Source organism: Aeromonas sp. s3, from assembly GCF_040907805.1.
GTDB lineage: Bacteria > Pseudomonadota > Gammaproteobacteria > Enterobacterales > Aeromonadaceae > Aeromonas > Aeromonas dhakensis.
In genome coordinates, this window is record NZ_JBFOCQ010000009.1 from 62,567 (window position 1) to 89,088 (window position 26,522).

Below are 26,522 nucleotides of genomic sequence, written 5' to 3' on the forward strand. Positions count from 1 at the left end.
GCCCGGCCCCATCGAGGGCCGGGCCAGAGGCGTATTAGAGGGCGTGATCGATGCGGATGTCAATCGGCGCTGAAGGAATTGAGCCGGTGGCGACCGGGACCGAGGCCCCTTCGAACGCCCCTTCCTTGTTCATGACGTTGCCGCCACGGGAGAGGCGCGCCTTGAACTGCAGCTCGGGATAGGCGGCCAGCTTGTTGCCCTCCATCATGGCATCGCCGTCACCCAGCGACAGCATCACCGGGAAGTGCGGGCCCGGGATGCGCTTGACCGCGATGGGCATGGGCGGCCCGTTGGGGATCACCGCAAACACGAACAGATGGGCATCTTCCGGCAGTTCAATGCCATCGGCCAGCGTCACCTTGAGCGGGAACTCGCCGGCCTTCACTTCCAGCACCTGGGCGGAGGCGGTGCCCTGTCCGCTCGCCTCTGCCGGCACGGCCGCACTGGCCATGCCGCGTTTCTTCAACTGCTGCTCGGCATAGTCGATGGAGCGCTCCACCATGGTGTAGCGGGTCGAGCCCTTCTCCATCAGCGGCAGCATCTCGCGCCAGCGTTGCAGGGCGGTCTTGAAGTCCTCTTTTTGCAGGGCCATGAAGGCGTAGACGGAGCGCGCCTCGATATTGGCCGGATCCTGGGCGATGGCTCCCCGCAGCAGCTGATCGGCCTGCGCGTCATTCCCTGTCATCATCAGCGCCTGGGCATAGGGCACCGCCACCATCCCCTTCTGCGGTGCCAGAGCGTAGGCCCGCTCCAGCGCCTCGCGGGCCATATCGGGATCATTGCCATCCAGCGACAGTCGGCCCAGCAGCAGCCAGCCGCGGTAATCGTTCGGTTCCTCTTTCAGGCGGGTACGCAGGGCCAGGGTGAAGTCCAGCAGATCCTGCTCGGTGACCTCGGCATTGCGCTCCACCAGGATGCGGTTGCTGAGCTCGCCCAACCGGCTGCTGGCGTCCTGCCAGCGGCTGACCTCCTGCCAGGCGCCGAGCTTGTAGTAGAGCCCCAGGCTCACCACCAGCAGCACCAGCACACCCGGGATCCAGATCAGACTCTTGCCGCCACGGGCGGTCTGCTCCACGTCGGGGATGTCGTCCAGCAGGCTGCGCTGCAACTCGACCAGGGTGTCCTGCTCTTCCGCCAGCACCCCCTGTTCGCGCTCTTCGCCGATCTCCAGCAGACGCTGACGATAGAGCTGTTTGTTGAGGGCCGAGCGGCTGATGCTCTGGCGGCCCTCTCCCCGCCACAGGGGCAACACCAGTGCCAGGCTCACCAGCACCAGCAGGGCCGCGATCACTATCCAAAATGCGGTCATTGTTTCTCTTCCTCTTTGAGCAGGGCAGCCAGACGACGCTGCTCCTCCGCGCTCAGGGCGCTATCCGCCGGCGTAGCTGCCGCGGGACGACGGCGACTGCGCACCACCACCAGGACTATGCCCACCACGATCACCAGCAGCGGCCCCAGCCAGAGGATCAGGGTGGAGGCCATCAGCGGCGGGTTGTACAGGATGAAGTTGCCGTAGCGGGCCACCATGTAGTCCACCACCTCCTGCTTCTCCTTGCCCTCGCGCACCATCTGGTAGGTCTTGTCACGCAGGTCCTTGGCCAGGCCCGCATTGGAGTCGGCGATGTCCTGGTTCTGGCACTTGGGGCAGCGCAGCTCCTTGGTCAGTTCACGAAAGGTCTGCTCCTGAGCGTCGTTGTCGAAGGTGTAGACATCGATGGCGGCCAGCGCCTGGCCCGCCCCGCCCAGTCCCGCCAGCAGCAGCAGGGATGCAATCAAGATTCTCATCGGGTTCTCCCTCACTTCATGGCGTCATAGATGGGTTTGAGGGTCGATGCCCACACCTCGGGGTTGACGTCACCCACGTGGCGATAGCGGATGATGCCCTGACTGTCGATGAAGAAGGTCTCCGGCGCGCCGTAAACCCCCAGATCCAGCCCCAGCATGCCGTCGGGATCATACAGATTGATCTGATAGGGATTGCCGAGCTCCGCCAGCCAGTTGATGGCCTTGGCCCGCTCATCCTTGTAGTTCATGCCGACAATATAGATCCCCTGCCCCGCCAGCTCCTTGAGGTAGGTGTGCTCCCCGTAGCAGGTCGGGCACCAGGTGGCCCAGACGTTGAGCAGCATGGGACGCCCCTTGAGGATGCTCCTGTCATGCTGCTTATTGAGGTCATAGATATCCTGCAGGGTGAACACGGGCACCTCCTTGCCCACCATCACGGACTCGAGCTTGGTGGGATCGGAATAGAGCCCCTTGAACAGAAACACGGCTCCCAGCAGAAAGACGATGAAGGGGATCAGAAACAACCAGGTCTTCTTGCTCATGCCTTGGCCTCCTCTTCACGACGACCGAAACGGTAGCGCTTGTCCAGCATCGCCAGCACGCCGCCAATGGCCATGAAGACGCCGCCGAACCAGATCCAGCGCACGAAGGGTTTGTAGTATATCCGCACCGCCCAGGCGCCGTTGTCGAGCTGCTCGCCAAGGGCCGCATAGAGGTCACGGGTAAAGCCGGCATCGATGGCCGCCTCGGTCATCGGCATCCGGGTCACCTTGTACATGCGCTTCTCCGGCTTGAGCAGAGCCACCTGCTTGCCATCCTTGTGCACTTCCAGCACGCCCTTGAAACCGTCGTAGTTGGGGCCGTTCTTCTCCTTGATACCGGTAAAGACGAACTCATAATCGGCAAAATGGACCCGATCGCCGGCCTGCATGCGCAAGTCCTTCTCGATGCTGTAGTTCTGGGTGCAGGCGATGCCGATGATGCTCACCGCGAGACCCACGTGGCCCAGGATCATGGCCCAGTGGCTGTTGCCAAGGCGCCGCACGCCGACGGCAAAGCTGTGCTTGTGGGTGGCGCGCGCCCAGGTCTCCTGCACGCTGGTGACGATGATCCAGGCGCCAAGCCCGATACCGAGCGCAGCCCAGGGCTTGAACTCCTCGGCCAGCAGCAGCGGCAGCAGGATGGCGGCGGCCAGGCTCAGCAGGAGCGCCAGGACCACCTTGCCCTTGAGCTCGCCCAGCTCCTGACGACGCCAGCGAAACAGCGGGCCAACCCCCAGCAACAGGGCAAAGGGGATGATCAGCCAGCTGTAGATGTGGTTGAAGAAGGGGGTGCCGATGGAGATGCTGCCAAGCCCCAGCTCCTTGTGCACCAGCGGCAGCAAGGTGCCGAGCAGCACGGTCAGCAGGCCCGCCACCAGCATGATGTTGTTGCCAAGCAGCAGGGTCTCGCGGCTCCACAGTTCGTGCTTGCCATGGCTTCTCACCTGGGAGCCCTTGAAGGCGAACAGCAGCAAGGATGAACCTATCACCGCCAGCAGGAAGCCCAGAATGAACAGGCCGCGGGTCGGGTCGGAGGCAAACGCATGCACCGAGACCAGCACGCCGGAGCGCACCAGAAAGGTACCCAGCAGGCTCAGGGAGAAGGCCGAGAGCGCCAGCAGCACGGTCCAGGCCTTGAAGGTGGCGCGTTTTTCACTGACTGCCAGCGAGTGCAGCAGGGCGGTGCCGGCCAGCCAGGGCATGAAGGAGGCGTTTTCCACCGGATCCCAGAACCACCAGCCGCCCCAGCCGAGCTCGTAATAGGCCCACCAGGAGCCCAGCACGATACCCAGAGTGAGGAAGACCCAGGCGGCCATGGTCCAGGGACGGGACCAGCGCGCCCAGGTGGCATCGAGCCGGCCGGTCATCAGGGACGCGATGGCGAAAGCAAACGCCACCGAGAAGCCCACATAGCCCATGTAGAGCATGGGCGGGTGGAAGATGAGACCCGGGTCCTGCAGCAGCGGGTTGAGATCGCGCCCATCCACCGGGAAGTAGGGCAAGGTGCGGGTGAAGGGGTCGGAGGTAAACAGCACGAAGGCGGTGAAACCGACCGAGATGAGGCCGAGCACCCCGAGCACCCGCGCCACCGCGTCGAGCGGCAGGCGGCGGCTGAACATGGCGACCGCCGCGGTCCAGCCCCCCAACGTCAGCACCCACAGCAGCAGGGAACCTTCATGGGCCCCCCATACCGCGGAGATGCGATAGGCCAGCGGCAGCAGACTGTTGGAGTTGGTGGCCACGTACTGCACGGTGAAGTCGTTGTCGATGAAGGCCCAGGTCAGGCAGAGGAACGACAGCAGCAACAGCAAAAACTGGGCATAGGCGAGCGGACGAGCCGCCGACATCATACCAAGGCGCCCCCATTTGGCCCCGAGCAGCGGATAGCTGCCCAGCAGCAGCGCGGTGGCAAACGCCAGGATCAGCGAGAACTGTCCTAATTCCGGGATCATTGCTTGCTCCCCTTCAACTGCGCGTCGGTATATTCCGGCTTGAAGTGCATGCCGTTGGTGGCATCGGCCACTTCCGGCGGCATGTAGTTCTCATCGTGCTTGGCCAGCACCTCGAAGGCGGCGACCGTGGTGGCATCCTTGAGGGTGCCCTGGGCGACGATGCCCTGCCCCTCGCGGAACAGATCCGGCAGGATGCCGTCAAACTCGACGGTCACCAGATGCCCGCCGTTGTCCACCAACTTGAAGGCCACCTTGAGGCTCTGGGGATCCCGCTGCACCGAACCCGGCACCACCAGACCCCCAATGCGCAGGCGCTGCCCCTCTTCCGGCTTGATCTTGTCCGGTCCCTTGCCCTCCACCAGCTCGCTCGGGGTATAGAAGAGATCGATGTTCTGGCTGAGGGCATAGAGCACCAGGCCGATCACGGCGGCGAGGCCGGCACTGATCGCCAGGATGATGGTGAGGCGTTTTTTGCGTCTCGGGTTCATAGGGTGTTCTCCATCTGCTGGGCCGCCTTGCGACGAGCCTCGCGCGCCTGCTTGCTGCGCAATTCGCCGAGCAGGCTGCGGGTTTTCATACGGGTGGAAATGACGATGCCGACCAGGCAGAGCAGGGTCAGACCGAAGGAGAGCCAGACGTAGAAGGCGTAACCGCCCATCGCCAGAAAGTCACTGAATGAGGCAAAGTGCATGCTTACTTCTCCTGTTCGGCTATCTCTTTGACCCAGGGGCGGTGCCACTCCCGCATCAAGAGCTCATTTCGAAAACGCATCAGGGAGAGAGCCCCGAGGAAGGCGGCAAAGGCCAGGATCATGATGAGCAGCGGCCACAGCATCTCGGGGGAGATGGAGGGCTTGTCAAACTTGGTGATGGTGGCGCCCTGATGCAGGGTGTTCCACCACTCCACCGAGTAGTGAATGATGGGCAGGTTGATCACCCCCACCAGTGCCAGGATGCCGGCGGCCCGGCCAGCCAGCACCTTGTCGCTGAAGGCGTTGTAGAGGGCGATGACCCCCAGGTAGAGGAACAGCAGGATCAGCTCCGAGGTGAGCCGCGCATCCCACACCCACCAGGTGCCCCACATGGGTTTGCCCCAGGCGGCGCCGGTAAACAGCGCGATGAAGGTAAACACGGCGCCGACCGGCGCGATGGCGGCCACCGTCATGTCGGCCATCCGCAGCTGCCACACCAGACCGATAAAGGCCGCGACCGCCATGGTGGAGTAGGCCCCCATGGAGAGAATGGCGGCGGGAACATGGATGTAGATGATCCGGAAGGAGTCACCCTGCTGGTAATCGGCAGGGGCGAACGCCAACCCCCAGAGGGTGCCGATGATGAATGCCAGCAGGCTGGTCACGGCAAACCAGGGCAGCAAGGTCCCTGCCAGCTGGTAAGCGCGCTCGGGTTTAGCGTAAGGGTGCAACCATTTCCACATAGCTCACAAAACCTTTCTGTTATTAATATCGTGGCGAGGCCTACCTTACCCACTGCCGGAAAACATCACATCCCCCGAAAGCAATAAGCAGCCATCCTCTTGATCTATCTCAATTATATTTTTTATAACGGCCCTTCCATGGCCACTTTTTCAGACGCTTTCATCAATTCACGCTGACCCGCAGCGCCGCCGAGACCGCCAACGGGGTCAGGGTGAGCGCACCGGCCAGCATGGCCCCCAGAATCGCCAGCTGCCCCGAATAGGGCAGCCCCATCCCCGCCGCATCGATGGCGGAGGTGGCAAAAATCAGTACCGGAATATAGAGCGGCAGGATCAGCAGACTGAGCAACACTCCCCCTTTGCGCAGACCCACGGTGAGGGCCACCCCGATCGCCCCGAGCAGGCTCAGCACGGGTGTGCCCAGCGCCAGGGTGGCGACCACCGCCAGATAGGTGTCCATGTCCAGCGACAGCAGGATGGCGAGCAGCGGGGAGATGAGCAACAGCGGCAAGCCGGTCAGCAACCAGTGAGCGATCACTTTGGCCAGCGCCAGCAAGCCCAGCGGATGGGGCATCAACATCATCTGCTCCAGCGCGCCATCGCCGAAGTCGTCGCGAAACAGCCGCTCCAGGGAGAGCATGGCCGCCAGCAGGGCCGCCACCCAGATGATGCCGGGGGCGATGCGGGCCAGCAGCTTGGGCTCGGGGCCGATCCCCAGCGGAAACAGGGTGATGACGATGAGAAAGAACCAGAGCGGGTTGAGGATGTCGGAGCGCTGGCGCAGGGCCATCAGCAGCTCACGGTGGATCAGGTGCATTACGGCGCGCAACATCAGAACTACTCCTGCAGCAAGGGCGTGAGAGAGAGGGTCTTCAGCCGTCCCTGCATCAGGGTCATGTCCTGATGGGTGGTGAGGATCACCATGCCCCCCCGCTCGGCATGGGTCAGGAACAGCCGCTCCAGCACCTTCACCCCCTGCTTGTCGATGGCGGTGAACGGCTCATCCAGGATCCAGAGTGCCGGCTTGTCGCTGAGCCACAGACGGGCCAGCGCGACGCGGCGTTGCTGACCGGCGGAGAGCTGACCGGTGGGGTTGTCTTCAAAGCCGGCCAGACCGACCTGGGCCAGCACCCGCCACAGGTCCACGCTGGTATCGGCCGCATGGTGCAGTTTCTGGTAGAAGGCGAGGTTTTCAAGCGGTGTCAGGGCAGCCTTGACGCCTGGCTGATGACCGAGATAGAGCAGATTGGCGTGATATTCGTCGCGGCAATGGCGAATATTCTCGCCATTCCAGCACACTTCACCGGCAAAAGGCTGAGACAGGCCGGTCAGCAGGCGCAGCAGGCTGGTCTTGCCCACGCCGTTGGGACCTTCAATTTGCACCAGATCACCGGGAGCCACCGCAAAGGAGAGATGTTCAAACAGAGTGCGATCTTCACGCACGCAGCTCAGGTTGTGAATTTGAAGCAGCATGAGGATGTAATCAGTGAAAAGAAGCGGCCTGCATATTAACACAGTATCGGGAAGCGTCTTTTCAAAGATGCCAATTATCAGCAGGATTTGTGGGGGAGATCCCGCCTTGGAGAGCCGCAAAGCGGGGCGGGAAAATCAGGAAGGCAGACGCCTTCCCGATCGATCATGAGCGGCCTTTTCGCAATGAAATCAACAATTCAGCCTCGGCCTTTGGCAATTCACACTCATTCATGACCTCATCGAGGTCGGCACCGAGCTCCACCATCTTGGCGGCCCGGCTGTACAGGCGGCGTTCCGGATCCTGCAGGGTCAGCTCCTGCTGGCGGTCATTGACCTGCTGCATGGCCCCTTCGACGGATTGCAGACGCTGGCCCATGCCGATGGCTCCGGTATGCAGCTCCATCATCTGCTTGCGCAGACTCTCGAGCTGACCCTGCAGCAGCTCCACCCTGGCCTCGGACTCTCGCTGGCCACGTCGGCTGCCTAACACCCCGTACAGGGCCAGCGCCAACGCCAGCAAGGACACCCCCAAGGCGGCAATTTCAATCATCAACACATCATCTTCCTATCAGAGGGAACCGATATCTTCCCACTCTTCATCGGAGAGCAGCTTGTTCAGATCGACCAGGATCAGCAGTTGGCCATCGCGATTGCTGACCCCCTGAATGAACTTGGCGCTCTCTTCGGTACCCACGGCCGGGGCCGCATCGATCTCGGACGAACGCAGATAGACCACCTCGGCCACGCTGTCGACCATGATGCCGATCACCTGCTTCTCCGCCTCGATGATGACGATGCGCGAGTTTTCACTCACATCGCCAGAAGGCAGACCGAAGCGGGAACGGGTGTCGATGACGGTCACCACGTTGCCGCGCAGGTTGATGATGCCCAGCACGTATTCGGGGGCACCCGGCACAGGGGCGATCTCGGTGTAGCGCAGCACCTCCTGCACCTGCATCACGTTGATGCCGTAGGTTTCATTTTCCAGCTGGAAGGTGACCCATTGCAGCACTTCGTCTTCGGCCAGATTCTGTGCAATATTGCGCTTTTCTGTCATGTTTTTATTCCTTTTATGAAAACGTCTACTGGTAAAACTAGCAATAAAACAGCCCGAGTGCAGAAGTTATCAGCGACCTTCTATGTTGACCCCGCGCTCCAGCAACAGGAGCAATTCCTTCACGTGCAGCAGGGCACACATCTTCTCCTTGACCATGCCGGCCAGCCAGGGACGTTTGCCCTCCTGATGGCGCCATTTGACCTGATCACGGTGCAATAACTCGGTTCCCTTCAGATGATGGCAGGCCAGTCCCCAGGGGGATTCACCCAACATGATCAGATACTTGTAGTCATCTATTTCCAGATGCTGGCCCGGCATGACCCACTGTGCCGTGTCCACCACGTTCATCTTCTGCTCGCGGGACGTCATGATCCCCTTGTACCAGCCGGGCTGGCCAAAAAGGGATGACACCTCTCCCAGCTGATGAATACCGCCAAGCTCGGTCAACGGCACCGCAAAGGTGACGCCGGCCACTTCAAAGAACAGGGCCTGAAACTCCTTGCCGGTATCGATGTTTTCCCAGGTGGAGGGGGCAACTTCCTCCTGTGGCGCCAGCGCCACCTCGGTCTCCGTCACCACCAGAGTCGCGGGATCCGCCGCCACCGGCTCGGGCATCTCCTCGGGCCAGACCGGCTCAACCGGCAGCAAGGCATCTTCGGCCTCGATCTGCAGCGGTTCAGTGATCATCTCTTCATGGCTCAGGGCGTCGATTTCATATTGTACCTGACCGACCTGGGCCAGCAGTTCACTCAACTGTTCCAGCCGCTGATCCGCCTCCAGATAGGGCTGGGCCACTTTCTCGGCAACCGGCTGGGGCTTGCGTTGCAGCTGGATGACGGGCGCGGAGTCAGACTCGTCGGCATCCAGCAGCAGGGCATCCTCCAGCAGCAGGGAGTGGAAGTAGTCATCCATGGCCCGGACTTGGGTGGTATCTCTCATGATGTCACCTCATGAGCACGCTGGCGCTCTTGCGCATCAAGATAGTTGAGCAGCGTCTCATAGGCGTAGGTGCCGCGGCTGCTCGGCGAATAGATGGAGGGGGGAATGTGAAGCAAACTGGCATCCCGAAACTTGGTATCTATGGGTATGACGGCATTCCAGACCGCGCTCCCGTGCTGCTCCTTGATGGACTGCAGGGTCATCAGCGAGGCGCGGGTTCGCTTGTCAAACATGGTGGGAATGACGGTATAGCGGAACTTCTCCCGCTTGGAGCGCTGCATGATCTCGAAAGTCTTCATCATCCGCTCCAACCCCTTGAGCGCCAGGAACTCGGTCTGCACCGGCACCAGGATCCGGTCACAGGCCGCCAGCGCATTCACCATCATGACCCCCAGCACGGGCGGGCAGTCGATCAGCACATAGTCGTATTGATCCTGGATGCGCAGCAGTGCCCGCTTGAGCACCAGCCCCATCCCTTCCCGATTGCCCATCACCCGATCCAGTGTGGCCAGGGTAATGGAAGCGGGCAGCAGGTGGATGTTTTCAAACTTGGTACGCAGCGTCAGTTTATTGACGAGCTCCGCCGTGGGCTTGACCGCCTGGAACAGCTCATAGAGGGTGCCATCCAGCCGATCGGAGTCAAAGTCGAGATATGAGGTCAGGGAAGCATGAGGGTCGGTGTCGATCAACAGCACCCGCTGACCACGCTGAGCCAGAATACCGGCCAACGAGACCACCGTGGTGGTTTTACCGACCCCACCTTTTTGGTTGGCAACCGTCCAAACAATCACTGTATCAATCCTGCCTCGTTGTTATGCGTATGCCACCACCTGGCAGCGAGATCACCTTGACCTCTCCTGCCTCGACTGCCTGCTGAACTGCCGGGACCGGCTCCTCCGTCACTGGCTGAACGGGAGGAGCCGGGTTCGGAGGTGGTACCCAGGCGAACTTGGAGATAGCGACCACCACCTTGCGATTCTGTAAACGCCCCTGCTCGGTACTGTTGTCCGAGAAGGGAGAGAACTCCCCGTACGCCTCGTAGGCAAGTCGCTGCGGGGCTATCCCCTTGGCGATCAGGGCAGTGAGTACGGCCTCCGCCCTTGCTGCCGACAACGTCCAGTTGGAGCGAAAAATTTCATTATTTATCTGCTGGTTATCCGTGTAACCCCGCACTCTCACATAGTTATCGACCGGTTTCAGGATACTTGAAAGAGTATTGAGCACCGGATCTGCATTGGAGCTCATAAACGCACTGCCACTGCCAAACAGCAAGCCGGAACTCAGCTCCACGGTCAGCCAGTTGTCATCCTGTGTCAACTTGACTACCCCTGCATCCACCAGAGACCCCATGTTCTCCTGCAGTTGCGAATCTATCTTCGCAAGAGTCATACCATCTTGCAGAATGGGAACACCAGAAATAGGAGCCTGCGAGGGTGAACGGGCCTTGGCACTTTCCAGCACAGAGGTTGCGGCGGACACTTCATTGTTCAGCAGCGACTTGCCCTGCCCCTCCAGCAAGCCATCGCTGCGGGGCTGCATCACATTGAATGCCTGGGTCATGCCGTCGATGACGGCGCGATACTTGTCCTTGTTGACCAGTGCCACCGAGTAGAGCACCACGAACAGGGCGAAGATCAGCGTCATGTAGTCGGCGTAGGAAACCAGCCAGCGATCGAGGTGTTCCCGACCTTGCAGATGCAAACGATAGCGCTTGCGCATGGCTACTCTCCCTTCAGATAAGCCTTCAACCGCCGTTCAACCTGAGGGCCATTCTCACCATGGGCGATGGCCATCAGGCCTTCCAGCGTCATCTCCTGAAACAGGGCGTAATGATAGTGAAAAGCACGCAGGCGATTGGCAATCGGCAGGTAGAGCAGGTTGGCAAAGCCGACCCCGTAAATGGTGGCAACGAAGGCGACGGCAATGCCGGCACCGAGAGCGGCGGGCTCCTCCAGATGAAACATCGCCTGGATCAGCCCGATGACGGCACCTATGATGCCGATGGTCGGACTGTACCCCCCCATGGCCTCGAAGACCCTGGCTGAGTGCTCGTTGCGCTCCTGCTCGATATCGATATCCGCTTCCAGCAACATGCGAATGTCGTCTACCGAAACCCCGTCCACTATCATGGTGAGGCCATGACGGGTAAATTCGTCACTCTCCTGCTCGGCCTGATTCTCCAGCGCCAGCAACCCTTGCTGGCGTGCAAAGATAGCCCAGGATTGCAATCTCTCGGCCTGAGCGACCAGATCCCAGTCTGGCGGCACCACCATCCAGCGGGTCTGCCTGAGCGCTTCCAGCAGGAACTTGCGCGGCGTCTGCAAAATGACCGCCCCCCAGGTTCCCCCCACCACGATGACAAACGCGGGTCCATCGAGCAGGGTCAACAGGTTGCCGCCATGCCACAATTGGGCAATGGCAATGGCTCCCAGTGCCAGGATCAGGCCAAACATGCCCATCGTTAGCGACCCAGCTCAACCAGGATACGTTGTGCGACTCGATCCAGCGGCAGCGATTCAGTGGCAATACCGGCTTTGGCAACCGCCTGCGGCATGCCATAAACCACGCAGGACGCTTCATCCTGAGCCCAGATGGTGGAGCCCTGCTCCTTGAGCAGACGCGCACCATCCCGACCGTCCGCCCCCATCCCGGTCAACACGATGGCAAGCACCTTGTCGGCATAGGTCTTGGCGGCAGAGGCGAAGGTAATGTCGACGCACGGCTTGTAGTTGACCTTGTCATTGCCATCGACAATGCGGATTCGGGCACCGGCACCACGGCCTTCCAGCAGCATCTGTTTGCCACCGGGGGCCAGGTAAGCGTGACCGGGCTTGAGCACATCGCCGTCTTCCGCTTCCTTGACACCTATCTGGCACAGGCCATTGAGGCGTGCGGCAAAGGCCGCGGTGAAGGTTGCCGGCATGTGCTGGATAAGCAGGATCGGATGCGGGAAATCGCCGGGCAGCTTGGTCAGCACATTCTGCAGGGCGACCGGGCCGCCGGTAGAAGTACCAATGGCCACCAGCTGATAACTCTTGCCGCTACGCTTGAATGCGGCCACCGGAGCAGCACGCTGCGGCTCGGCCTGACGCTCTGCCGGACGTGGCGCATTCAGAGGTGTCCTGGCCACAGGCTCGGGCGCCTTCGGGCGTGCCGGTGCAGACATCAGGAAGCGCTTGCGTGAAATCTCCTTGACCCGCTGCTGCAGCAGACGGACGGCTTCATCCTTGTCACGGGCAATGTCTTCGAATTTCTTGGGCAGAAAGTCGAGCGCCCCTGCATCGAGCGCATCGAGCGTGGCTTTGGCCCCTTCGTGGGTCAAAGAAGAGAACATCAGGATCGGCGTGGGGCACTTGGCCATGATCTCACGCACGGCGCTGATGCCATCCATCACTGGCATCTCTATGTCCATGGTGATCACGTCAGGACGCAACTGCTGTGCCTTTTCTACCGCTTCCCGCCCATTTTGGGCCGTGTCGATGACCGTCAGCATGGGATCCTGAGTGATGATCTCGCTGACCCGACGACGGAAGAAGCTTGAATCGTCGACAACTAATACCTTGATTGCCATTGTTATTCTTCTAACTCCTTGAGCCTGGGGTATCAATGTCTACGGGCGTACGCCTTGAGCAGACTCGGCACATCCAGAATGAGCGCAATACCGCCATCGCTGGTGATGGTCGCACCGGCCATGCCGGGAGTCCCCTGCAACAGGCTGTCCAGCGGCTTGATCACCACCTCTTCCTGACCGATCAGATTGTCCACGACAAAACCGATCTGCTGGGTACCAATCTGGACAATCACCACGTGGCCCGTGTCCTGACGCGATTTTCGGTTTTTGCCTCTGACCAGCCAGTTGTGCAGATAGAACAACGGGATGGCCTTCTCGCGCACTATGATGGTGAGCTGTCCATCCACCATGTTGGCCTTTTTCAGATCCAGATGGAATATCTCGTTCACACAGCCCAGCGGCAGCGCGAACGTCTGCTCGCCCACTTCCACCATCAGGGTCGGCAGGATCGCCAGGGTCAGCGGCACCTTGATCTCGAGACGGGTGCCCTTGCCCCAGGTCGAATCGATATGCACCGAGCCATTCAGGCTGACGATGCTGGTCTTCACCACATCCATCCCGACGCCACGGCCGGAGATATCGGAGATCTCTGACTTGGTCGAGAAGCCGGGAGCAAAGATCAGGTTGTAGGCATCGTTGTCGCTCATGCGGGCCGCAGTATCGGCATCCAGCACACCGCGGCTGATGGCGATGGACTTGAGCTTCTCGGGATCCATCCCCGCACCATCATCCTCGATACAGAGCAGGATATGATCGCCCTGCTGGGACGCGCTCAGGGTAATGGTGCCTTGCCGTGGCTTGCCCGCCTTCTCGCGAACATCCGGCATCTCGACGCCGTGGTCGCAAGAGTTGCGCACCAGGTGAACCAGCGGGTCGGCAAGGGCCTCCACCAGGTTCTTGTCGAGATCGGTCTCTTCACCGACCATTACCAGCTCGATCTCTTTCTTGAGGGTACGGGCCAGATCCCGTACCACCCGTGGGAAGCGACCAAATACTTTCTTGATAGGCTGCATGCGGGTCTTCATCACCGCGCCTTGCAGATCCGCCGTCACCACATCCAGGTTGGCAACGGCTTTTGACATGTCTTCATCGTTGCTGGCGATGCCGAGGCTCACCAGACGGTTTCGTACCAGCACCAGCTCACCCACCATGTTCATGATGACGTCCAGCGTCTTGGTATCCACCCGTACCGTAGTGTCGCTTTGCACCGCACTGTCGGCGGGCGCTGGCGCAGCCTGCTTGGATGGCGCCGGGGCAGGAGCCGGTTTTGCCGCTGCCGGCGCGGCGGCTGGCTTGGCCGCAACAGGCGCAGGAGCCGGTTTGGCTGCCGGCGCCGGAGTAACCGGTGCTGCTGGCGCTGGAGTCTGGGGCACCGCCGGGGCTGACATGCTGCTCTGCGGACTCTGACCTCGACCGTGCAGTTCATCCAGCAGACGTTCGAACTCATCGTCATCGATCAGCTCGTCCACCTCTTTCTGTACCGATTTCAGCGGATTGACTTCGGGAGCGCCACCGTGCTGACCCTGGCCATGGAGCTGGTCAAGCAAGGCTTCAAATTCGTCATCTGTGATGTCGCCGGAACTCGGCGCAGCAGGGCTGGCCGCTGCGGTAGGTGCGCCACCGACGCCATGCAACTCGTCAAGCAGGCGTTCAAACTCATCGGCCGAGATCTCATCGATGGAACCACCACCGCTGACCACGGAGGCCTCCTGCGCGGGTTCCGGCACGGCCGCAGGCTCCGGCTCGGCAATCACCGCCACCTCTTCAACCACGGGAGCGGCAGCCTCCACCGGAGCACTGCTGCCTGCAGAGGCAGTCAATAGCTGCTCTTCCCCTTCGGGTTTGCAGAGCTCGTGTAGATCATGAAGGATTTCGGCGGACGCAGGGCTAGGCGGTTCGCGATTCTGCACCTGGGCGAACATCACATTGATGGCATCCAGGGCCTGCAGGATCACGTCCATCAACTCGGCGGTCACGGTCCGCTTGCCGTTGCGCAAGATGTCGAACACGTTCTCGGCACCGTGGCAGACGTCCACCAGTTCGGTCAGCGAGAGAAAACCGGCGCCGCCCTTGACGGTATGGAAGCCGCGAAATATGGCATTCAACAGATTCTTGTCATCGGGTCGCTTTTCCAAGTCGACCAGTTGTTCAGACAACTGTTCCAATATTTCGGATGCTTCGACCAAAAAGTCTTGCAGTATGTCTTCATCAACTTCGAAGGCCATGCGTCACTCCATTAAAATCCCAGGCTAGACAGCAGATCGTCCACATCATCCTGACCATTGACCACATCGGAACGAGTCTCAGGGTTCATGATGGGGCCTTCGGCTTCAATCCCGCTTACAGGAAGGCTGCGAGAAGAATGCTCGGCAGATGCCTCACCAAACATAGTCAGCATTTCTATTAATTTAGTTTCAACTTCCTGGACCAACTTGATGACCTTGCGGATCATTTGGCCGGTCAAATCCTGAAAATCTTGCGCCATCAGGATTTCTGTCAGCAGTTGCCGTAATTTATCGGCATCAGATTCAGAAGCCTTAATAAAATCATCCAGTTGGTGACACAAAGACTTGAATTGCCCAACACTCATGTCTCTGCTCATCAGGGCATTCCAGTTGGGCAGAACGAGTTGAATGTTGTCATTTAACCGATCGGCAATGGGCAGACTGGCTTCCACCGCATCCATGGTGCGATTGGCAGCCTTGTCCGTCATGTCGATGACATAGCTGAGGCGCTCCCGCGCATCGGGAATTTCATGGGTGGCCAGATCGGGGATCCTGGGATCCAGCCGAAAATCTTGTAGGGAATCATGCAGTTGTCGGGTCAATTGACCCACTTTGTCAAACAGGGCCGCCGCATTGGGCGCACACGCATCGGCGATGAGAGTGTCGGCCTGTTCGAATTCACCTTGCTCAAGATGGGCAACAAGCATCCTTGCCTGATCGAGCGAAATCATTGCACTCGTTTTGGCCTTCATCCCTGCTGCTCCTTAGCCGATTCGTTCAAAGATTTTGTCGAGTTTCTCTTTGAGCGTTGCAGCAGTGAAAGGCTTGACGATATAACCATTGACGCCTGCCTGGGCGGCTTCAATGATCTGCTCGCGCTTGGCTTCGGCAGTCACCATCAGTACCGGCAGGTGTTTGAGCTTGTCATCGACGCGAATAGCCTTGAGCAAGTCGATGCCTTGCATGCCAGGCATGTTCCAGTCGGTCACGACAAATTGAAAATCGCCATTTTTCAACATTGGCAAGGCCGTGTTGCCATCGTCTGCTTCGTGGGTGTTGTTGAATCCCAAGTCACGCAGCAAGTTCTTGATAATCCGGCGCATCGTTGAAAAATCGTCAACAATGAGGATTTTCATGTTCTTGTCCAAAATTCCCTCCTAAATAGCCGCCAGAGCGGCTCACTTACATGATGCAGATCGCAGGTTTTGTTTTGCGGATTATGCCTTAGAGTTTTGTTTCAGTGTAGCCAGTACAAACACTTATACATGCCAATCTCTTAAACGCGCGCGTAATCTGTGCATCGCCTGACTGTGTATCTGGCTCACGCGAGACTCGCTGACGTTCAATACCTCGCCTATTTCACGCAAGTTCAGTTCTTCATCGTAGTAAAGGGAGAGCACCAGCGCTTCCCGTTCCGGCAGGCGGGCAATGTGTTCGGCCAGCGCCCCCTGGAAACGTTCAGCCGCCAGTTCATCAAAGCCGTTGCTGCCCGGCTCGTCATCGGGGTGACCGATGACATCCTCGCTGACACCAAGATCCTCGATGCCGATGATCTTGCCGCAGGACACATCCTGCAGCATGGTGTGATACTCGGCGAGGCTGACCCCCATCTGGGCGGCCACTTCGGTGTCGCGAGCATCACGACCGTGGGTTTGTTCAACATTTTCGATGGCTTCGGCTATGGTGCGGCTGTTGCGGTGCACCGAGCGCGGCACCCAGTCACCGCGCCGGATCTCATCCAGCATGGAGCCGCGGATGCGGATCCCGGCGTAGGTTTCAAAACTGGCCCCCTTGCTGCCATCAAAGTTGCGGGAGGCTTCGAGCAACCCAATCATACCTGCCTGGATCAGGTCATCCAGCAAGACACTGCTTGGCAGGCGAGCCAACAAATGCTGGGCGATCCGCTTCACCAGCGGAGCATGGCGCTCGACCAGCACGTAGGAATCCTGATGACGCAAGTACGCTTGGGCTTTATTCACGGGAACCTTCCTGTGCTATGACCGGCTTTTGCAGCAAATTTTCCAGGAAAAATTCGAGATGACCGCCGGGTTGGTTAGGAATGGGCCAGCTTGCCGCCTTGTTGGCCAGCGCTCTGAATGCCAGTGCGGCCGGAGACTTGGGGAAGGCTTCGACAATCAGCTTCTGCTTGCGCACGGCAGCCCGCAGATTGGTGTCATAAGGCACGCAGGCAACCAGCTCCAGCGAGGTATCCAGGAAGCGGTCGGTCACCCGGGTCAGCTTGGCGTAGAGCTCCTGCCCTTCGCGCAAGGAGCGCACCATGTTGGCCACCACCTTGAAGCGAAACACCCCGTGCTCCTTGGAGAGGATCTTGATGAGCGCGTAGGCATCCGTGATGGAGGTCGGTTCATCGCAGACCACCACCATGATGTCCTGGGCAGCGCGGGTGAAACTCAGCACCATGTCAGAGATGCCTGCCGCGGTATCCACCAGCAGGATGTCGACCTGGGTCTTCATCTCGCTGAAGGCGCGGATAAGCTCGGCGTGTTGCACCGGCGAGAGCTCGACCATGGACTGGGTGCCCGAGGTCGCCGGCACTATCATCATGCCGTAAGGGCCTTCGACTATGATGTCGTCGATGGTGCATTCACCCGCCAATACATGGGAGAGGTTGCGATGCACCCGCAGCCCCAGCATGACGTCCACGTTGGCGAGGCCAAGGTCGGCGTCCAGCACCATCACCCGTTTGCCTTGTGCGGCCATGGCTCCCGCCACGTTCAGGGTTACGTTGGTCTTGCCTACGCCCCCCTTGCCACCAGACACGGCGATCACTTTTACTCGATTGTTTTGACGCATTTTGCGCAGACCACTCGCCTGATCCATATACATGTTACTCATAAAACTCCGAATCTTCGGCCTCGCCAAAGCCTGTGCCCCAGAAATAGGGTTCTTCTGTTTCCCGCTCCAGCGAGCCCATGGCCGCTCCGACGAGCTGCGCCGCATTGGCAACCTGAATATCTTCCGGAACCCTTTGTCCATCAGTGATATAGCTGATGGGCAACGCATTCTGGATACACACGTTAATCACTTCGCCCAGATTCAGACTCTCATCCAATTTGGTAAGTATGCAGCCGCTCAATGGAATACGCCGGAAATGGTCCACCGCCTCCTGCATCACCCGACGCTGGGAGGTGGCTGACATCACCAGGTAGCTGCGGATGCGCACCTTGGCATTCTTGACCAGGGTATCGAGCTGCTCGGTCAGCCGGATATCCCGCTGCCCGACCCCCGCCGTGTCGATCAGCACCAGCCGGCGGTGGCGGAACTGATAGAGGGCATTGGCCAGCTCTTCGGCATCACGCACCTGGCGCACCGGGCAGCCCATGATGCGACCATAGGTCTGCAGCTGTTCATGGGCTCCGATCCGGTAGTTGTCGGTGGTGATGAGGGCCACCTGCTCGGCACCGTACTTCATGGCAAACCGCGCCGCCAGTTTGGCGATGGTGGTGGTCTTGCCCACCCCGGTCGGCCCGAGCAGGGCAACCGCCCCGCCCTGGCGCAGAATCTCGTCTTCGCTGATCTTGAGCTGGGCCGTCAGCACCTCGGCCAGCTGGGCCATGGCCTGATGGATCGGCATATCCTCGGGGATCATGCCGGCCAGCTGATCGGCGAAGGCATCGTCGAAGCCCATCTTCTTGAGCTCCTTGATAAGCAGGGCGCGCATCGGCTCGCGGCGCTCCACCTCCTGCCACATCAGGCCGGAGATCTGGTGCTCCAGCAGCTTGCGGATGCTGGCCATCTCCTTGCGCATCCCCTCCATCTCCTGATCCCGCTGAGGGGATTGGGGAGCACGACCGGGCGCGGCAGCCCTCGCCTTCGGCTTGGCCGGTTCGGGAGCATTTCCCCACTGTCCCTGTTCGGCCAGAGTACGGGGAGCACCGCTGGCAGCTGCTGGCGCGGCGCCGTTGAGCCCCTGACCTGCCGGGTTCAGCTTCTGTTGGCGGGCCAGCAGGGCGGCCAGGGTATCGGCATAGTGTTCATTCTGCTCTTTGGCCGGGCTCGGCGCGGAGCGCGTCATCTGCCGGCCGGCAGACGAGATATTGACGCTCTCATCGTTCAACTGACGGCGAACCGGCGCGTCCTTGGGTCCCGGCACCTGGGACTGATAATCGACAGCGGCGACTATCTCTACCCCACCGGTGACCTTCTTGTTGGACATGATGACGGCATCGGGCCCGAGAGTCTCCTTGACCTCGGCCAGAGCCGTTCGCATGTCCTTGGCAAAAAACCGCTTAATCTTCACCCGTCATCTCCGCTAACTAGTTCTGTCCTACCGCACTGACGATGCGGATTTGCTTGTCATCAGGCACTTCCTGATAAGACAGAACGCGCAATCCAGGAATGGCATTCTTGACAAATTTCGCCAGGGTATTGCGCAGTATCCCTGATGTCAGAAGCACGGCCGGCTGGCCTTCCAGTTCTTGTCGTTGTGTGGCTTCCACCAGCGAGCGCTGCATCCGCTCCGCCAGTCCCGGCTCGATGCCGGCACCATCACCACCCCCTGCCTGCAGGGATTGATGCAATATACGTTCCAATTCAGGTGCCAAGGTGATCACCGGCAGTTCTGGATCCGGTCCGGCAATCTCCTGCACGATCAGGCGCCGCAGGGCGATACGGCAGGCGGCCGTCAGCACTTCCGGATCCTGGCTGCGCGGGGCATATTCCACCAGGGTCTGCAGGATAGTGCGCATATCGCGGATTGGCACGCCTTCATTGAGCAAATTCTGCAATACCTTCACCAGGTTACCCATGGAGATGACCTCAGGAACCAGCCCTTCCACCAGCTTGTTCTGATGCTTCCCTATCATGTCGAGCAGTTGCTGCACTTCATCGTGACCCAGCAGCAGAGCGGCATGGTTGGAGAGGATCTGGCTCAGGTGAGTGGCCACCACGGTCGCGGTATCCACCACGGTATAGCCCAGGGTCTGCGCCTGGGAGACCTGCTCCTTGGCAACCCAGACCGCCTCCAGTCCAAAGGCAGGGTCCCGGGTTGCAATCCCCTGGATCTGGCCGAACACCTGACCCGGATTGATGGCCATTTCCTTATCATGGTAAACATTGGCCTCGCCGGTACTGACCCCCATCAAGGTGATGCGATACTGGTTCGGGGCGAGATCCAGATTGTCACGAATATGCACCGCAGGCACCAGAAAACCCAGCTCCTGGGAGAGCTTCTTGCGCACCCCCTTGATCCGGTTGAGCAGCTCGCCGCCCTGATTGCGGTCCACCAGCGGGATGAGCTGATAACCCACCTCCAGTCCGATGATGTCCACCGGCATCACGTCGTCCCAGCTCAAGTCTTTCTGCTCGTGAGGCTGCTCCGCGTTCGCCGGCATCAGCTCGCCCTTGGCGGCCTTGGCGGCCAGCTGTTTCTCGCGGCGCAGCAGCCACCAGGCACCGGCGGCGGCGACGCCACCCAGGCTCAGAAACGCCAGATGGGGCATGCCGGGCACGCTGCCCATCATCAGCAGGATACCGGCCGAGATGATGAGGGCTCTGGGGTTGTCGAACAGTTGACCCAGCACCGCGGTACCCATGTCCTGATCGGTATTCTGACGGGTGACGATGATGGCGGCGGCGATGGAGAGCAAGAGCGACGGGATCTGGGCGACCAGACCATCACCTATCGCCAGCAGGGTGTAGATCTGGGCCGCTTCGCCGAAGCTCAGCTGGTGTTGCACCATGCCGATGATGAAACCGCCCAGGATGTTGATGAAGAGGATCATGATGCCCGCCACCGCATCCCCTTTCACGAATTTCGAGGCACCGTCCATGGAGCCGTAGAAGTCAGCTTCCTGGGTCACATCCTGGCGACGCTTCTTGGCCTCTTCCTGATTGATGAGGCCAGCGTTCAAGTCCGCATCTATGGCCATCTGTTTGCCGGGCATGGCATCCAGGGTGAAGCGTGCGCTCACCTCGGAGATCCGGCCCGCACCCTTGGTGACCACCACGAAGTTGATGATCATCAGGATCATGAAGACGATGATGCCGACCGTGTAGTTGCCGCCGATCACCACGTTGCCGAAGGCCTCGATCACGTGGCCGGCCGCCGCACTGCCGTTGTGGCCTTCCAGCAGCACCACCCGGGTGGAGGCGACGTTGAGGGCAAGACGCAGTAGGGTAGCTATCAGCAATACAGTCGGAAAGGCGGCAAATTCCAGCGGCCGGCGGGTGTAGACCGCCACCAGCAGCACCACGATGGAGAGGGCGATGTTGAAGGAGAAGAGGATATCCAGCATCAGCGGCGGGATGGGCAGCACCACCATGCCAAGGGAGGCCAGCACCAGCAGCGGCGTCCCCACGCCCTTGGTCAACAGCCACTTGTACTCTTTGATACGGCCCAATGATGCCTGGAGTTTCATCGTTTTTCTCAATCTCAAACCGCTGATGCCAGATTAAAGCAAACATCAAGCCAATAATGCAACACATTGAAATACAATGATTTTATTTTGACTGTGTCAGAAGTTTGTCATTTGCGAAATTCGGGCGGGATGGGCAGATCCTTGGCCAGCGGGTTGGGGCGACGACCACGGCCACGGCGGAACTTCCTGAGCTGATAGACATAGGCCAGCACCTGGGCCACGGCGGCAAACAGCCCCTCCGGGATCTCGTGGCCTATCTCGGTAGCGTGGTAGATGGCGCGGGTCAGTGCCGGGGACGGCATCACAGGGATCTCGTACTCCCGGGCTATCTCCCTGATCTTCATTGCGATTTCATCGGTACCCTTGGCTACCACCTTGGGCGCGCTACCAGGTTTGGCGGAATCGTACTTGAGCGCCACCGAGTAGTGGGTCGGGTTGGTGATCACCACGTCCGCCTTGGGCACATCCCCCATCATGCGGCGCATCGCCATCTCCATCTGCAGGCGACGGATCCGCCCTTTCACCTCAGGTTTGCCCTCGCTGTCCTTGAACTCGTCCTTGACCTCCTGCTTGGTCATCTTGAGCTGGCGCATGTGGTTCCACTGCTGGAACGGCACGTCGATGGCCACGATGGGGATGAGGGCACAGCAGAGGATGATCAGCATCCACAGCAGCAGATCCAGCGCGTCTATGATGCCGCCCGGGTAGCCCTCGAGGGAGAGGTTGAGCAGGTGGTTGAACTGGCTGGAGAGCATCCACCAGGCGAACAGGGTGATGAACACCACCTTGGCGATGGACTTGATCAGCTCGACCAGGGACTGCACCCCGAACATCCGCTTGATGCCGTTGAGGGGGCTCAGTTTGCTCCACTTGGGCAGCATGGCCTCGGAGGAGAAGTTCATCCCCCCCATCAGCACGTTGCCGACGAAGGCCGCAATGGCCACCAGCATGAACAGCAGACCAAGAGGCTGCAGCAGTTCGTGCAGCAGGGCTGGCAGCATGGTCATCATGGCGTTGGGATCGAACGCCTGCTCCCTGTCCAGGGTAAAGCCCATGGTGAGCACTTTGACCATGGCGCCGGCCAGGCTCTCCTTGACCATCAGCAGGCCGAATACGGCCGCCAGCAGGACGCTGGCGGTGCCCAGCTCCTTGGATCGTGCAATCTGCCCTTTTTCCCGGGCTTGTTGCAGTCGTTTGCCCGTGGGTTGTTCGGTACGTTCCTGATCGGTATCAGCCATGCTGACCCCCGCACAGGTTGAGTGGGCGAGCCGGAACGCGCGCCCGCTCGCCGCCGTTCAGCAGAGCGAATGCAAGGGCGCAGGCCAGCGCGGCCTGCGGCAGGTAACGGCGCCCCGCAGCCATCTTACTGGCCCCCCAGACACTGGGTGCCGATGAGGGTGCAGCTGGTCTCCTGCACCCGCTCCCACATGCTGTCGAAGTGACCGAGGAAGCCACCTATGGTGAGCCAGAGGATCAGCAGGCCCGACATCATGCTGACCGCAAAGCCGATGCTGAAGATGTTGAGCTGGGGGGCGGCGCGGGTCATGACGCCGAAGGCAAAGTTGATGAGCAGCAGGGCGACGATGGCGGAGAGCGCCATCACCAGCGAGGCCTGATACATGACCCCGAGAAAACCGATCAGATCGCGGATGGAGGGCAGGCTGAGGCCGCTGTCCGACACCGGCAGAGTCTCGAAGCTCAACACCACCATGCGCAGCATGATGAGGTGGCCATCCACCGCCAGAAATACCAGGGTCGCCAGCATCAGATAGAACTGACCCACCACAGGGGCCGACTGGCCGTTCATGGGATCCACCAGGGTAGCGAACCCCAGGCTGGTCTGCATGGCGATGATCTGGCCGGCCATCACGAAGCTCTCCATCAGAAACTGGGTCATCAGGCCGAGGGCGATGCCGATGAGCAGTTGCTGCCCCAGCACCAGAAAACTGCCGACGGAGAAGAGCTCAATCCTGGGCATGGCGGGTAAGAGAGGGGCGATCATCAGGGTGAGCGCCAGCGCCAGGCTGATGCGAATGCGGGCCGGGGTCAGCCGGCTGCCGAATACTGCCATCACCATCAGCAGCCCGCTCACTCGCGCCAACGGCCAGACGATGGAAGACAACCACTCCATGATGAGAGCGGTTGTATAGGTCATGCGGGCACCTTGCCGGCCTGCGGCAGCGGCAGGCGCACGGCCTGGCTACTCATCCCACCACCTCGGGAATTTGACTCACCATCAGCATGAAGAAGTCCATCAGACTCTGCAGCCCCCAGTGCGCCCCCGCCCCCAGTGCAAACAGGGTGACGATGAGACGGGGCAGAAAGCTCAGGGTCTGTTCGTTGATGGAGGTGGCGGCCTGGAAGATGGCCACCAGCAGACCGACGCAGAGGCTCGGCAGGATCACGGCACACACCATGATGGTGACCAGCCAGAGCGCCTCGCGAAACACGTCGATAAAGGTTTCAGGACTCATGCCATTCGCTCCTTGCGTCGTTCACCCTTAACCACCGGCACCCAGACCAAAACTGTTGGCCAGGGACCCCAGAATGAGGTTCCAGCCATCCACCATGACAAACAGCATCAGCTTGAACGGCAGCGACACCAGCATGGGCGACAGCATCATCATCCCCATCGCCATCAGGATACTGGCCACCACCAGGTCTATCACCAGGAAGGGCAGAAACAGCATGAAGCCTATCTGGAAGGCGGTCTTGAGCTCGCTGGTAACGAACGCCGGGATCAGCACCCGCAGCGGCACGTCGGCGGGCTTGTCCACCTGCACGTTCGCTATCTCCATGAAGGTGTTGAGATCCTTGATCCGGGTCTGGGCCAACATGAACTGGTGGATAGGCAGCTCGGCCCGCTCCAGCGCCTCCTTGGCCTGAATGGTCTCCGCCAGATAGGGTTGCAGCGCCTCGTTGTTGATGCGATCCAGCACCGGCGACATGATGAAGAACGACATGAACAGGGCGATGCCGATCAACACCTGGTTGGAGGGGCTCTGCTGCAGGCCGATGGCCTGACGCAGGATGCCGAGCACTATGATGATGCGGGTGAAGGAGGTCATCATGATGACCATGGCCGGCAGGAAGGAGAGCGCCGTCATCAGCGCCAGCACCTGCAGGGTCAGGCTGTATTCCTGGCTGCCGTCCGCCATGGTCTTGATGGTGACCGCCGACATGCCGTCCTGGGCCAGCGCCAGCGGCGAGCAGAGGAGCAGGAGGGATAACAGGCCGACCAGCAGCCCACCGTGCGGCCGTGAGCCGTTAGCTTTTTTCATGCTTGCCCATCAATTTGCCAAGCTGCTGGGAAAATGCCTGGGGCTGGCTCTCGTCCAGCGGCTCTTCCAGGCGATAGAGAAAGTTGACCTGCTGCGGCGTCACCCCGAGCAGCAGTTGCTGCTCGCCCACCTTGACCACCAGCAGCTTCTCCTTGTAGCCCACCGGCAGGCTGGCGATGACGCGCATCTGGCCGCCGCCCATGGCGGTGGCAATCTTGCTTTTCTTGAGCAGGAAACCGAGCACCAGGATGAGGCCAATCACCATCAGACTGGAGAGCAGCCAGGAGGTGAGGCTGGGCGGATTGGCGCCCGCACCGGGTTCGGCCAGTGCGGGAAGGGATAGCAGCCACAGCGACAAGAGACGGATCATTTGAGTTTCTTGATCCTTTCAATCTGGCTGATGACGTCGGTCAATCGGATACCGAACTTGTCGTTCACCACCACCACCTCGCCGTGGGCGATCAGGGTGCCGTTGACCAGCACGTCGAGCGGCTCGCCCGCCACCCGATCCAGCTCCACCACCGAGCCCTGGTTGAGCTGCAGCAGGTTGCGGATGCTGATCTGGCTGCGGCCCACCTCCATGGCGATGGTGACCGGGATATCCAGAATGGTATCCAGCTTGCGCCGCTCCTCGGCACTGATGGGGGCATCGTCCTTGAGCTCCTCGAGAGGAGCGGGCTTGGCTTCGGCAGTCACCTGCTCTTCCAGCGCGGCAGCCCAGGCGTCCGCCATCAGATCCTCTTCCTCAGTTCCGCTCATCTTGAATTCCTTATGCTGTTTTCGTGACGGTCTGCCCAGGCAGGCCGTCGTTTATTGCTGTTGGTCTCCGATGCTGCGCTCGAGCTCTTCCAGCTCGGCCTCGCCATCGATGCGTACGCCGCCCCGGGTCACCAGATGCATCTCTGTCTTGACCCCTTCCGGGCGTTTGAGTTTGTCGGTGATCTTGAGCGCCACATTGTCCTTGGTGCGGCCCATCTTGGCGTGGAAGGTGGGCAAGTCCTCCACGAACACCAGCAGGTTCTCCGGCATCTCCACCGGGATGATGTCGCCAGGCTGCAGTTCCATCAGCTCGCGCAGGGTGAGCTCGGTCTCCAGCAACTTGGCCCGCAGCTCCACCTTGACGTCCATGATCTCGTCGCGCAGCGCCTTGCTCCAGCGCACGTCGGTGTCGCCCTTGTCGCTCTGCACGCCGGCATCCAGCAGCTCGCGGATCGGCTCCAGCATGGAGTAGGGCATGGCCACGTGGAAGTCGCCACCGCCGCCATCCAGCTCGATGTGGAACGAACTCACCACGATCACCTCGGTGGGGCTGACGATGTTGGCCATGGCGGGGTTCACCTCGGAGTCGAGGTACTCGAAGCCCACGTCCATCACCGGCGCCCAGGCGTCCTTGTAATCCTCGAACACCAGCTTGAGCAGCATCTGGATGATACGCCGCTCGGTGGGGGTGAACTCGCGCCCCTCGATCTTGGCGTGGTAGCGGCCGTCGCCACCGAAGAAGTTCTCCACCAGGATGAAGACCAGCCGCGCCTCCATGGTGATGAGCGCCGTCCCCTTGAGGGGGCGGAAACGTACCATGTTGAGACTGGTCGGCACGAACAGGGTGTGGACGTATTCACCGAATTTCAGCATCTGCACGCCGTTGATGGAGACCTCGGCGGTGCGGCGCATCATGTTGAACAGGCTGATCCGCATGTGGCGGGCGAAACGCTCGTTCACCAGCTCCAGGGTCGGCATGCGACCACGGACGATGCGGTCCTGGGAGGAGAAATCAAACTGGGCGACACCGGGATCCCCCGCCGCGCCTATCTCCTCCTCTTCGACATCATCGACCCCGTGCAAGAGGGCATCAATTTCGTCCTGACTTAACAGATCGCTCACGC

The 26,522-nt window shown here is 60.4% G+C and carries 30 protein-coding genes; all 30 read right to left on the minus strand.

The genetic code is table 11. From position 1 onward, the window contains the following. Positions 1-34: 34 nt before the first annotated feature. Positions 35-1,309: a c-type cytochrome biogenesis protein CcmI gene (ccmI, locus tag AB5Y98_RS04990; RefSeq protein WP_368231455.1), complete on the minus strand. Its 1,275-nt coding sequence runs from the start codon at positions 1,307-1,309 to the stop codon at positions 35-37. Beyond that, complete coding sequence (locus AB5Y98_RS04995) at positions 1,306-1,785, minus strand: cytochrome c-type biogenesis protein (RefSeq protein WP_005298856.1); 480 nt, start codon at positions 1,783-1,785, stop codon at positions 1,306-1,308. The genes ccmI and AB5Y98_RS04995 overlap by 4 nt, the downstream gene beginning before the upstream one ends. Positions 1,786-1,796: 11 nt before the next feature. Continuing rightward, a complete protein-coding gene (locus AB5Y98_RS05000) occupies positions 1,797-2,327 on the minus strand; it encodes a DsbE family thiol:disulfide interchange protein (protein WP_010634605.1) in 531 nt (176 codons plus the stop codon). After that, on the minus strand, positions 2,324-4,279 hold the full coding sequence (locus tag AB5Y98_RS05005; RefSeq protein WP_005298849.1) for a heme lyase CcmF/NrfE family subunit: 1,956 nt from the start codon (positions 4,277-4,279) through the stop codon (positions 2,324-2,326). Before AB5Y98_RS05005 ends, AB5Y98_RS05000 begins: the two co-directional genes overlap by 4 nt. After that, positions 4,276-4,767, minus strand: coding sequence for a cytochrome c maturation protein CcmE (ccmE, locus tag AB5Y98_RS05010; RefSeq protein ID WP_005298847.1), 492 nt, complete (start codon positions 4,765-4,767; stop codon positions 4,276-4,278). The genes AB5Y98_RS05005 and ccmE overlap by 4 nt, the downstream gene beginning before the upstream one ends. After that, on the minus strand, positions 4,764-4,970 hold the full coding sequence (gene ccmD, locus AB5Y98_RS05015) for a heme exporter protein CcmD (protein WP_005298845.1): 207 nt from the start codon (positions 4,968-4,970) through the stop codon (positions 4,764-4,766). The genes ccmE and ccmD overlap by 4 nt, the downstream gene beginning before the upstream one ends. A gap of 2 nt (positions 4,971-4,972) precedes the next feature. Further along, a complete protein-coding gene (locus AB5Y98_RS05020; protein WP_005298843.1) occupies positions 4,973-5,713 on the minus strand; it encodes a heme ABC transporter permease in 741 nt (246 codons plus the stop codon). A 163-nt stretch (positions 5,714-5,876) separates the two neighbouring features. Then, on the minus strand, positions 5,877-6,545 hold the full coding sequence (gene ccmB / locus AB5Y98_RS05025) for a heme exporter protein CcmB (RefSeq protein ID WP_010634609.1): 669 nt from the start codon (positions 6,543-6,545) through the stop codon (positions 5,877-5,879). Positions 6,546-6,550: 5 nt separating this feature from the next. Beyond that, positions 6,551-7,186, minus strand: a complete 636-nt coding sequence (ccmA, locus tag AB5Y98_RS05030) for a cytochrome c biogenesis heme-transporting ATPase CcmA (protein WP_042050384.1) — start codon at positions 7,184-7,186, stop codon at positions 6,551-6,553. Positions 7,187-7,349: 163 nt separating this feature from the next. After that, positions 7,350-7,736 carry a DUF2802 domain-containing protein gene (locus AB5Y98_RS05035; RefSeq protein WP_010634610.1) on the minus strand — a complete coding sequence of 129 codons (387 nt, stop codon included), beginning with the start codon at positions 7,734-7,736 and terminating at the stop codon, positions 7,350-7,352. A gap of 18 nt (positions 7,737-7,754) precedes the next feature. Further along, positions 7,755-8,243 carry a chemotaxis protein CheW gene (locus tag AB5Y98_RS05040; RefSeq protein ID WP_005298836.1) on the minus strand — a complete coding sequence of 163 codons (489 nt, stop codon included), beginning with the start codon at positions 8,241-8,243 and terminating at the stop codon, positions 7,755-7,757. A gap of 69 nt (positions 8,244-8,312) precedes the next feature. Beyond that, positions 8,313-9,182: a chemotaxis protein CheW gene (locus tag AB5Y98_RS05045; RefSeq protein ID WP_368231456.1), complete on the minus strand. Its 870-nt coding sequence runs from the start codon at positions 9,180-9,182 to the stop codon at positions 8,313-8,315. Then, positions 9,179-9,973: a ParA family protein gene (locus AB5Y98_RS05050; protein WP_005298826.1), complete on the minus strand. Its 795-nt coding sequence runs from the start codon at positions 9,971-9,973 to the stop codon at positions 9,179-9,181. The genes AB5Y98_RS05045 and AB5Y98_RS05050 overlap by 4 nt, the downstream gene beginning before the upstream one ends. Positions 9,974-9,977: 4 nt before the next feature. Beyond that, positions 9,978-10,901, minus strand: coding sequence for a flagellar motor protein MotB (locus tag AB5Y98_RS05055; RefSeq protein ID WP_017785780.1), 924 nt, complete (start codon positions 10,899-10,901; stop codon positions 9,978-9,980). Between the two features lie 2 nt (positions 10,902-10,903). Then, positions 10,904-11,641 (minus strand): flagellar motor protein, encoded by a 738-nt coding sequence (locus AB5Y98_RS05060; RefSeq protein WP_211051345.1) that lies wholly within the window; start codon positions 11,639-11,641, stop codon positions 10,904-10,906. 2 nt (positions 11,642-11,643) lie between these two features. Continuing rightward, positions 11,644-12,753 carry a chemotaxis response regulator protein-glutamate methylesterase gene (locus AB5Y98_RS05065; protein WP_017766599.1) on the minus strand — a complete coding sequence of 370 codons (1,110 nt, stop codon included), beginning with the start codon at positions 12,751-12,753 and terminating at the stop codon, positions 11,644-11,646. 32 nt (positions 12,754-12,785) lie between these two features. Beyond that, positions 12,786-14,978: a chemotaxis protein CheA gene (locus AB5Y98_RS05070; RefSeq protein WP_368231457.1), complete on the minus strand. Its 2,193-nt coding sequence runs from the start codon at positions 14,976-14,978 to the stop codon at positions 12,786-12,788. 11 nt (positions 14,979-14,989) lie between these two features. Next, positions 14,990-15,730 (minus strand): protein phosphatase CheZ, encoded by a 741-nt coding sequence (locus AB5Y98_RS05075; protein ID WP_005298816.1) that lies wholly within the window; start codon positions 15,728-15,730, stop codon positions 14,990-14,992. A gap of 12 nt (positions 15,731-15,742) precedes the next feature. Further along, entirely contained in the window at positions 15,743-16,126 is a 384-nt protein-coding gene (cheY, locus tag AB5Y98_RS05080; protein WP_010634617.1) for a chemotaxis response regulator CheY, read from the minus strand. Between the two features lie 111 nt (positions 16,127-16,237). After that, complete coding sequence (locus AB5Y98_RS05085; RefSeq protein ID WP_005298811.1) at positions 16,238-16,957, minus strand: RNA polymerase sigma factor FliA; 720 nt, start codon at positions 16,955-16,957, stop codon at positions 16,238-16,240. After that, entirely contained in the window at positions 16,950-17,825 is an 876-nt protein-coding gene (locus AB5Y98_RS05090; RefSeq protein WP_010634619.1) for a MinD/ParA family protein, read from the minus strand. Before AB5Y98_RS05090 ends, AB5Y98_RS05085 begins: the two co-directional genes overlap by 8 nt. 1 nt (position 17,826) lies before the next feature. Continuing rightward, positions 17,827-19,239 (minus strand): flagellar biosynthesis protein FlhF, encoded by a 1,413-nt coding sequence (gene flhF / locus AB5Y98_RS05095; protein WP_005298808.1) that lies wholly within the window; start codon positions 19,237-19,239, stop codon positions 17,827-17,829. A gap of 16 nt (positions 19,240-19,255) precedes the next feature. Further along, positions 19,256-21,358, minus strand: a complete 2,103-nt coding sequence (gene flhA, locus AB5Y98_RS05100) for a flagellar biosynthesis protein FlhA (RefSeq protein ID WP_005298806.1) — start codon at positions 21,356-21,358, stop codon at positions 19,256-19,258. Positions 21,359-21,465: 107 nt separating this feature from the next. Further along, positions 21,466-22,596: a flagellar biosynthesis protein FlhB gene (gene flhB / locus AB5Y98_RS05105; RefSeq protein WP_368231458.1), complete on the minus strand. Its 1,131-nt coding sequence runs from the start codon at positions 22,594-22,596 to the stop codon at positions 21,466-21,468. Between the two features lie 125 nt (positions 22,597-22,721). Further along, positions 22,722-23,513 (minus strand): flagellar biosynthetic protein FliR, encoded by a 792-nt coding sequence (gene fliR / locus AB5Y98_RS05110; protein WP_017766596.1) that lies wholly within the window; start codon positions 23,511-23,513, stop codon positions 22,722-22,724. Between the two features lie 49 nt (positions 23,514-23,562). After that, complete coding sequence (fliQ, locus tag AB5Y98_RS05115; RefSeq protein WP_005298799.1) at positions 23,563-23,832, minus strand: flagellar biosynthesis protein FliQ; 270 nt, start codon at positions 23,830-23,832, stop codon at positions 23,563-23,565. A 27-nt stretch (positions 23,833-23,859) separates the two neighbouring features. Continuing rightward, on the minus strand, positions 23,860-24,639 hold the full coding sequence (fliP, locus tag AB5Y98_RS05120) for a flagellar type III secretion system pore protein FliP (protein ID WP_099358567.1): 780 nt from the start codon (positions 24,637-24,639) through the stop codon (positions 23,860-23,862). Continuing rightward, on the minus strand, positions 24,626-25,009 hold the full coding sequence (gene fliO, locus AB5Y98_RS05125; RefSeq protein WP_010634624.1) for a flagellar biosynthetic protein FliO: 384 nt from the start codon (positions 25,007-25,009) through the stop codon (positions 24,626-24,628). Before fliO ends, fliP begins: the two co-directional genes overlap by 14 nt. Beyond that, entirely contained in the window at positions 25,006-25,398 is a 393-nt protein-coding gene (fliN, locus tag AB5Y98_RS05130) for a flagellar motor switch protein FliN (protein WP_005298791.1), read from the minus strand. Before fliN ends, fliO begins: the two co-directional genes overlap by 4 nt. Positions 25,399-25,449: 51 nt before the next feature. Further along, positions 25,450-26,520, minus strand: coding sequence for a flagellar motor switch protein FliM (gene fliM, locus AB5Y98_RS05135; protein WP_005298775.1), 1,071 nt, complete (start codon positions 26,518-26,520; stop codon positions 25,450-25,452). Between the last annotated feature and the right edge of the window lie 2 nt (positions 26,521-26,522).

Coding starts and splice junctions, on each gene's coding strand:
- ccmI (WP_368231455.1), bottom strand. CDS start 1,309: ATGACCGCATTTTGGATAGTGATCGCGGCCCTGCTGGTGCTGGTGAGC.
- AB5Y98_RS04995 (WP_005298856.1), bottom strand. CDS start 1,785: ATGAGAATCTTGATTGCATCCCTGCTGCTGCTGGCGGGACTGGGCGGG.
- AB5Y98_RS05000 (WP_010634605.1), bottom strand. CDS start 2,327: ATGAGCAAGAAGACCTGGTTGTTTCTGATCCCCTTCATCGTCTTTCTG.
- AB5Y98_RS05005 (WP_005298849.1), bottom strand. CDS start 4,279: ATGATCCCGGAATTAGGACAGTTCTCGCTGATCCTGGCGTTTGCCACC.
- ccmE (WP_005298847.1), bottom strand. CDS start 4,767: ATGAACCCGAGACGCAAAAAACGCCTCACCATCATCCTGGCGATCAGT.
- ccmD (WP_005298845.1), bottom strand. CDS start 4,970: ATGCACTTTGCCTCATTCAGTGACTTTCTGGCGATGGGCGGTTACGCC.
- AB5Y98_RS05020 (WP_005298843.1), bottom strand. CDS start 5,713: ATGTGGAAATGGTTGCACCCTTACGCTAAACCCGAGCGCGCTTACCAG.
- ccmB (WP_010634609.1), bottom strand. CDS start 6,545: ATGTTGCGCGCCGTAATGCACCTGATCCACCGTGAGCTGCTGATGGCC.
- ccmA (WP_042050384.1), bottom strand. CDS start 7,186: ATGCTGCTTCAAATTCACAACCTGAGCTGCGTGCGTGAAGATCGCACT.
- AB5Y98_RS05035 (WP_010634610.1), bottom strand. CDS start 7,736: ATGATTGAAATTGCCGCCTTGGGGGTGTCCTTGCTGGCGTTGGCGCTG.
- AB5Y98_RS05040 (WP_005298836.1), bottom strand. CDS start 8,243: ATGACAGAAAAGCGCAATATTGCACAGAATCTGGCCGAAGACGAAGTG.
- AB5Y98_RS05045 (WP_368231456.1), bottom strand. CDS start 9,182: ATGAGAGATACCACCCAAGTCCGGGCCATGGATGACTACTTCCACTCC.
- AB5Y98_RS05055 (WP_017785780.1), bottom strand. CDS start 10,901: ATGCGCAAGCGCTATCGTTTGCATCTGCAAGGTCGGGAACACCTCGAT.
- AB5Y98_RS05060 (WP_211051345.1), bottom strand. CDS start 11,641: ATGGGCATGTTTGGCCTGATCCTGGCACTGGGAGCCATTGCCATTGCC.
- AB5Y98_RS05065 (WP_017766599.1), bottom strand. CDS start 12,753: ATGGCAATCAAGGTATTAGTTGTCGACGATTCAAGCTTCTTCCGTCGT.
- AB5Y98_RS05070 (WP_368231457.1), bottom strand. CDS start 14,978: ATGGCCTTCGAAGTTGATGAAGACATACTGCAAGACTTTTTGGTCGAA.
- AB5Y98_RS05075 (WP_005298816.1), bottom strand. CDS start 15,730: ATGAAGGCCAAAACGAGTGCAATGATTTCGCTCGATCAGGCAAGGATG.
- AB5Y98_RS05090 (WP_010634619.1), bottom strand. CDS start 17,825: ATGTATATGGATCAGGCGAGTGGTCTGCGCAAAATGCGTCAAAACAAT.
- flhA (WP_005298806.1), bottom strand. CDS start 21,358: ATGAAACTCCAGGCATCATTGGGCCGTATCAAAGAGTACAAGTGGCTG.
- flhB (WP_368231458.1), bottom strand. CDS start 22,596: ATGGCTGATACCGATCAGGAACGTACCGAACAACCCACGGGCAAACGA.
- fliR (WP_017766596.1), bottom strand. CDS start 23,513: ATGACCTATACAACCGCTCTCATCATGGAGTGGTTGTCTTCCATCGTC.
- fliQ (WP_005298799.1), bottom strand. CDS start 23,832: ATGAGTCCTGAAACCTTTATCGACGTGTTTCGCGAGGCGCTCTGGCTG.
- fliP (WP_099358567.1), bottom strand. CDS start 24,639: ATGAAAAAAGCTAACGGCTCACGGCCGCACGGTGGGCTGCTGGTCGGC.
- fliO (WP_010634624.1), bottom strand. CDS start 25,009: ATGATCCGTCTCTTGTCGCTGTGGCTGCTATCCCTTCCCGCACTGGCC.
- fliN (WP_005298791.1), bottom strand. CDS start 25,398: ATGAGCGGAACTGAGGAAGAGGATCTGATGGCGGACGCCTGGGCTGCC.